Annotated in this window: 6 protein-coding genes and 1 pseudogene; 1 reads left to right on the top strand and 6 read right to left on the bottom strand. The window is 49.5% G+C overall.

Annotated elements, in window-relative coordinates:
* The 6 genes and pseudogenes from MMY81_RS27250 to MMY81_RS27225 all read right to left on the bottom strand — a co-directional run.
* Positions 1 to 770, bottom strand: a 770-nt coding sequence (locus MMY81_RS27250) for a sugar-binding transcriptional regulator (protein ID WP_252315265.1), incomplete at its 3' end; no start/stop codon positions are given.
* Between the two features lie 103 nt (positions 771 to 873).
* Entirely contained in the window at positions 874 to 1599 is a 726-nt protein-coding gene (locus MMY81_RS27245; RefSeq protein ID WP_252315267.1) for an FAD-dependent oxidoreductase, read from the bottom strand.
* Entirely contained in the window at positions 1586 to 2233 is a 648-nt protein-coding gene (locus MMY81_RS27240; RefSeq protein ID WP_252315264.1) for an FAD-dependent oxidoreductase, read from the bottom strand. Before MMY81_RS27240 ends, MMY81_RS27245 begins: the two co-directional genes overlap by 14 nt.
* Before the next feature lie 12 nt (positions 2234 to 2245).
* The gene (locus tag MMY81_RS27235) at positions 2246 to 3559 is read right to left on the bottom strand and encodes a dihydrolipoamide acetyltransferase family protein (protein WP_252315263.1); all 1314 of its coding nucleotides are present in this window, start codon (positions 3557 to 3559) and stop codon (positions 2246 to 2248) included.
* 13 nt (positions 3560 to 3572) lie between these two features.
* A complete protein-coding gene (locus MMY81_RS27230; RefSeq protein ID WP_120191599.1) occupies positions 3573 to 4556 on the bottom strand; it encodes an alpha-ketoacid dehydrogenase subunit beta in 984 nt (327 codons plus the stop codon).
* A gap of 18 nt (positions 4557 to 4574) precedes the next feature.
* Positions 4575 to 5440: pseudogene (locus tag MMY81_RS27225) on the bottom strand (thiamine pyrophosphate-dependent dehydrogenase E1 component subunit alpha).
* A gap of 326 nt (positions 5441 to 5766) precedes the next feature.
* Between MMY81_RS27225 and MMY81_RS27220 the strand changes: the two are divergent.
* A complete protein-coding gene (locus MMY81_RS27220; RefSeq protein WP_252315262.1) occupies positions 5767 to 6756 on the top strand; it encodes a glycerol-3-phosphate dehydrogenase/oxidase in 990 nt (329 codons plus the stop codon).
* The last annotated feature ends 26 nt before the right edge of the window (positions 6757 to 6782 follow it).

Here is a 6782-nt window from a genome sequence, read left to right as displayed (position 1 = left end):
GGATGATCAATTTTATGGCCGAGCGAATCAAAAAAGCTGGAATTAATATCGCCTACCGCCTGTGACTTTTTTAAGGAGGCAATATCATTTTCATGAATGTAGCCCATTTTCTCCATCGTCGACTGTACGACGGGGTTGCCAATTCCAACGACCGCTATATCAACGTTTCTTCCCTCTTCCAATACTTCCGCTATGTCTTTGGAGGCAGTGAGCCGGTTCTTTAAGTCATCGGACTCCACCATGGCAGGAGCATATAAGTACGAACAGCTCGTGTTAAGCTTCTGGGCAAAGTGAAAGCTCAGCTGATTGGAGTGCAGATGCACAAAATTATTACCCATACCTCCAATAAGCGGCACCACATGCGCCTGCTCTTTGCGCTCATACGGATATTCCGTTATCAGTGCGTGAACGGATGCCCCCCAGGAGATACCGATTTTTTTGTTTCCTGTTAAACGTTTCGATAAGTAGGAAGCGCCGGCTTTGCCGAGCTGGCGCAGCACCATTTCCGGGGTATACCCCGCGCCGGCTGTAACAATAACTTCTTTCAGTCCGTATTTCTTTTCAAGCTTCTGTTCGAGCTCTACTGTCTGTACGGTCTTATCTTTAATATATACTTCGACAATGCCTTCTTCTTTCGCCCGGTTTAAAAGCTTTGAGATCACAGGTCTTGATACACCGTTTTTCTTGGCAATCTGAGCCTGTGTCCACCCCTCTGCATAGTAGAGCTTTGCCGCTTTCACGATCATTCTGCGTTCTTCCCAGTTCAGCATCTTTCTCTTCCTTTTTCTATTAGACATAATAAACTTTTTCCCAGTATATCATTAGTCCGGTCTGACTGGTTACATATGTTCTAATAAAAAACAAAAATAACTTTTATAGTTTATTCAGAAGAGAAACCGCCGTGTCATGCAGGCTTTCCGAAAGCGTCGGATGAGGGTGGACCATTGCCTTCCACTCTTCGAGCGTACCTTCGAGCTGCATAAAAGCTTCCGGTTCGGCTATCATTTCCGTTACGTGCGGGCCTACCAGCACAGCCCCCAGAATTTCCCCGTATTTTTCGTCAGAAAAAAGCTTCATAAATCCTTTTGTATTGCCTGCGGTGAGCGATTTTCCATTTATACGGAGCGGTGTTCTGCTCGTTTTGTAGGCACGCCCTTCTTTTAACAGCTCTGCTTCGCTGAAGCCGACAGAGGCGACTTCCGGGTACGTGTAAATGCATCGCGGAATCAGCTGCATATTAATATTCGGCGTTCTGCCGGAGGCGTGCTCGGCCGCAATAGTCCCTTCTGCACTGGCAGCATGGGCCAGCTGCCATCCTCCCGCGAGATCCCCTATTGCATAAATATCCGGATGGCTTGTCTGCATGGCTTCATTGGTTCTAACATATGGTCCGTCCTTTTCCAGATCCACTTCCAGCGCCTGCAGATTGGCACGCCTTCCCGTGGAAATCAGCAGCACATCCGCTTCCAGAACAGAGCGGCTGCCGTCTTTATTAATGACTGTATTAGTGCCGTCTTTTATTTCCTCTACTGCGGTATTCGTAAGAATTGTTACGTTTTGATCGAGCAGGGTCCGCTTCAGCTCATCACCGGGCATCACTGTCTTCAAGCGGAATAATCCGGTCGGCCATTTCTACAAGCGTGACCTCCACACCAAATGCGGCATAAATACTGGCAAATTCCACGCCAATATAGCCGGCCCCGATAATAGTCAAACGCTCCGGCATGCGCTCCATATCAAAAATGGTATCGCTTGTATGATACGAGGCCTGCTCTATACCTTTAATCGGAGGCACGGCAGGCGTTGAGCCCATCGCGGCAATAATTTTTTTCCCTTGAATGACGGTTTTCGTGCCGGCATTCTCCACGCTGACGGTTAAATCCGGATGAACTGTGCCCCAGCCTGCCATTACATCAATTTTTCCGGCTTTCATTAAAGACGCCACGCCCCCGCGCAGCGTCTGAATGACATCGTTTTTCCGCTTCAGCATGGAATCATAGGAAAAGCGGACCTCTCCTGTCTCAATGCCGAATTGACCGGCGTGAAGCACTTCCCTGTATGCTTCTGCATGACGAAGATATGTCTTGGAAGGGATACATCCCCTGTTCAGGCACGTTCCGCCAAGGTCAGCCGCCTCCACCAGCGCTGTTTTCTTTCCGAGGGCAGCCGCCCGGGACGCAGCCGTGTAGCCGCCCGGGCCTCCTCCAACAATCACAATATCGTATGTCTGCATTTTTTCCGCCTCCTATATTAAAAGCTGGTATGGGGATTCCAGCTTTTCTTTCAGCTCTGTTAGAAAAGCCGCAGCCGGTGCCCCGTCAATTATTCTATGGTCAAAGGAAAGACTGAGAGACAGAACAGGCCGGACCTCTGCCGTGCCGTTTACCGCAATTACTTTATCATGCAGTCTTCCTACTCCGAGAATAGCCGCCTGAGGCTGATTAATAATTGGATTAAAATGATCGACCGCGTACATTCCCAGGTTGCTTATCGTAAAAGTGCCCTGCTTCATGTCGTCCGGCCTGGTCCGTCCTTCCCTGGCTTTTGCAGCAAGCTCCTTGCTTTCCTGCACAATCAAAGACAGGCTCTTTTTCTCTACATCCCGCAGCACAGGAACCATCAGCCCAAAATCAGCTGCAACGGCTATGCCGATATGGGCCTTCTGATGCAGGGTAATACTGTTATTTTCAAACGTAGCATTTACCTGCGGATGGGAAATCAGCACTTCTCCGAGCGCTTTCACGAGAATATCGTTGTAAGACAGGCGTTTTCCGGTTTTCTTTTCAATGACAGGAAGCAGCTCTGTCCTCATCTTCTTCAATACAGAAGCGTCTATTTCAGTATTTAATGTGACATGAGGAATTTCGCTGCTGCTCTGCTGCATCCGGTCTCCGATAAACCGGCGTGTCCCTTCATAGGCGGTGGAAGTCGTTTCTGCTGCCGGGACTTCTTCAGCCGGGAGCTCTACGTCCCTGCGGTAGATTTTTCCATTTGGTCCGCTTCCCTGAACGCCTGCCAGATCTACTCCCTTATCGGCAGCTACTTTTTCTGCAAGCGGCGTAACGCGCTCTTGCTGCTGTCCGGATACTTCTACATCCTTTTTATGAATCCGCCCGTTTGGACCGCTCCCCTGTAAAGTATGAAGCGGCACTCCTGTTGCACCGGCTTTTTTTCTCGCTGCCGGCGTAGCCCGTACCTTTTTATCAGAAGACGCTTCCACTTCCGGAGACGAAGTGTTTTCGATGACCGCTTCTTTTTCTTCCGCTTTTTCTACTGCGGGATCCTCCGGTGTTTCTCCGGGCTGTTCGGGTACTTCCTCTCCCTTTTTTCCAATGTAGCCAACAATACCGTTCACCGGAACTTCTTCATCCACTCCATAGTATCTTTTGAGCAGAATACCTTCTTCATAGGCTTCCACTTCTATATTTATCTTATCAGTCATGATTTCAAAAACCGGATCTCCTACCGCCACCTGGTCTCCTTCTTCTTTAAACCACTGCAGCAGGGTACCCGTTTCCATTGTGCTGCTTAATTTTGGCATGAAAATTTCCTTCGCCATGGTATTCCCTCCTTTACGCTCCGCGCATGGTTTCTTCCACCGCTTTAATAATATCTTCCACCTGTGGAATCATCGCTTTTTCCAGCACGGGATTATAAGGAACCGGAATCGGGAGGGCTCCCAGGCGCCGGATAGGGGCATCCAGATAGTCGAATGCTTCGCTTTCTGCAATCACTCCGGCAATTTCACCGCCGAAGCCTCCCCGTTTTACTGCTTCGTGGACAATAATCACCCGTCCGGTTTTGGACACGGACGCAATAATTGTTTCTTCGTCAAGCGGCACGAGCGTTCTTGGATCCACGACTTCCACACTTATGCCGCGTTTTTCGAGCTCCTCTGCCGCTTCGAGTGCCTTATGCACCATAATGGCGGTCGCGATAATCGTAACGTCTGTTCCTTCTTTTTTTACGTCTGCTTTTCCAAGCGGAATTGTATACTCTTCTTCCGGCACGTCCGATTTTGATTTGTACAGTACCTTATGCTCGTAGAAAATAACCGGATTCGGATCCTCCATCGCCGCTTTTAAAAGGCCTTTGGCATCATAGGCAGTGGAGGGCTGCACTACTTTCAGTCCCGGAATATGGGCCACCCAGGCTTCGAGGCTCTGGGAATGCTGGGCCGCGGCACCCGTGCCGGAGCCGGAAGGGGTGCGTACGACCATAGGCACATGGCCTTTGCCTCCGTACATGTAGCGCACTTTGGCCGCCTGGTTTACGAGCTGATCCATCGCAATCGTAATAAAATCGGAAAACTGCAGCTCCAATACAGGTTTCATGCCGGTCAGCGCGGCACCTACCGCAGCCCCGGTAATCGCTGCCTCTGAAATCGGAGTGTTGCGGATGCGTTCGGGTCCGAATTCTTCGATCATTCCTCTCGTAACACCGAAAGCTCCGCCGTATACTCCTATATCTTCTCCAAGCACAAATACGTCACTGTCTTCACGCATGCGCTGGCTAAGTCCCTCTCTCACAGCTTCTGCATATGTTATCTCTCTCACGACACACCCTCCTTATAATTATGCGTAAACATCTTCTAAAATGGTGTCCATGGATGGCTCTTCGCTGTTTTCTGCGAATTCAACCGCCCGGTTAATTTCGTCGAGTGCGGACTGCCTGATCGTTTCTGCTTCTTCTTTTGTAATCCGACCTTCCTCAAGCAGCCATTCTTCAAAGCGCTTAATGGGATCTTTATTGGTCCGCCAGTCTTTTTCTTCTTCCCGCGTGCGGTATTTTTTGGCGTCACTCTTAGAGTGGCCTTTCCAGCGGTAGGTTTTTGCTTCAATTAAAACCGGACCGCTTCCGGATCTTGCCTGCATAACGGCTTCTTCCATTACATCAGCCATTTCCAGCAGGTTGTTGCCGTCCACGACTCTGCCGGGAATGCCGTAGGAAGCACCGCGGTCGGCGATGTCTTCGATATTAACCATATCCTTTACCGGACCGGACATGCCGTACTGGTTGTTTTCACAGACAAACACAACCGGGAGCTTCCAGATGGAGGCCAGGTTCAGCGACTCGTGAAAGCTACCTTCATTTGTGGCGCCATCCCCGAAAAAGCAAACGGCGACCTTGCCCTGCTTTTTCATCTGTGAAGTCAGCGCGGCGCCCACTGCCAGAGGAATGCCGCCTCCGACAATGCCGTTTGCCCCGAGATTTCCTTTATCCACATCTGCAATGTGCATCGACCGCCTTTGCCCTTGCAGTAACCGGTCACCCGTCCGAACAGCTCGGCCATCATCCGGTCCGGCTCTGCGCCTTTAGCAATACAGTGGCCGTGGCCGCGGTGTGTGCTCGTAATCATGTCATCGTCTTTTAATGGAGCGCAGGCGCCGACTGCCGACGCTTCCTGACCGACACAAAGGTGAGTGGTCCCGTGAATCATGCCTTTGGCAAAAAATTCATCTACCTTTTCATCAAAAAAACGAATCAAATGCATTTGCCTGAGCCAGCCTTTTACTACCTCGTCCGACTGCCTGCCTGCCCAATCCGTCATATAAACCCTCTCCTTTTTACAATTGTTCTATATTGTGACGTTTGTAAATATCGTAAGGAGATTTTCTCTTTTTGTCAACAAAAACTTCTTTTAATTTGTTAAATCAATAATTAATAATATATAAATTATATTGACGAAAAATGAAAGCGCTATATTATTAGCATAAACTTCGTTTCATATGAAAAGTTAATGAACAAATGTAAAAGGAGGCAGTTATGACACCATCTGATTTTTCTGCACGCATCCGGCAGTCACTTTTAGAAAATATGGCCGCTCGGCCGCTCGATATTCTAATCATCGGAGGCGGGATTACAGGAAGCGGAATTGCGCTTGATGCAGCTTCGCGCGGCATGCGCACCGGACTGATCGAAAAAAAGGACTTCGCTTCAGGAACAAGCAGCAAGTCAGGCAAGCTGATCCACGGCGGACTAAAATACCTGCAGCAGCTGGACTTTGCCGTCATCAGGGAAACCGGCAGGGAACGGGATATTGTCTACCGCAATGCCCGTCATCTGGTTCGTCCGATCCGAATGCTGTTTCCGTTAATAAAGAAGGAATCTTTTACGCTTCCAACGTTGAAGCTGGGCCTTACCGTCTATGACCAGCTGGCAGGCGTGCGCGACGATGAACGTCATGAAGTGTTATCCCGACGGAAGACGCTTCAAAAAGAACCGCTGCTCAACCCAGAGACGACTAAAGGAAGCGGCCGCTATGTCGAATACCGGACCGATGACAGCCGGCTGACGCTCGAAGTCGTAAAAACCGCAGCGGAACACGGCGCCCTAGCCGCAAATTACGTGACGATGGAAGAGCTTATTAAAAATGAGGCGGGAAAAGCAATCGGAGTAAAAGCCGTAGACGGGGAAACCGGTCGTTCTTACTGCATATACGCTGACTTTATTGTGAACGCAGCCGGTCCTTGGGTGGATAAGGTAAGAGTGAAAGATGCTCCTGTTACCGGAAAGCATATGGTACTGGCTAAAGGCATTCATCTTGTTTTCCGTCATGACCTGCTTCCGGTGAAAGAATCGATTTATTTTCAGCACAAAGGACGGATGATTGCTGTCATTCCAAGAGATGGCTGCACCTACGTCGGATCGACCGAATCTCTATATGAAGAAGACATCGAACATATTCTTGTAGAACGGGAGGAGGCTGAATATCTGCTGGCGTGTCTGCACGCAGCATTCCCCCCCTCTCTTTAACCATGGCCGATATTATTTCAAGCTGG

It is taken from the genome of Sinobaca sp. H24 (assembly GCF_023845525.1).
The sequence above is the reverse complement of the archived record's forward strand: the minus strand, read 5'-3'. Positions and strand labels throughout refer to the sequence as shown.

Coding starts and splice junctions, on each gene's coding strand:
- MMY81_RS27240 (WP_252315264.1), bottom strand. CDS start 2,233: ATGCAGACATACGATATTGTGATTGTTGGAGGAGGCCCGGGCGGCTAC.
- MMY81_RS27235 (WP_252315263.1), bottom strand. CDS start 3,559: ATGGCGAAGGAAATTTTCATGCCAAAATTAAGCAGCACAATGGAAACG.
- MMY81_RS27220 (WP_252315262.1), top strand. CDS start 5,767: ATGACACCATCTGATTTTTCTGCACGCATCCGGCAGTCACTTTTAGAA.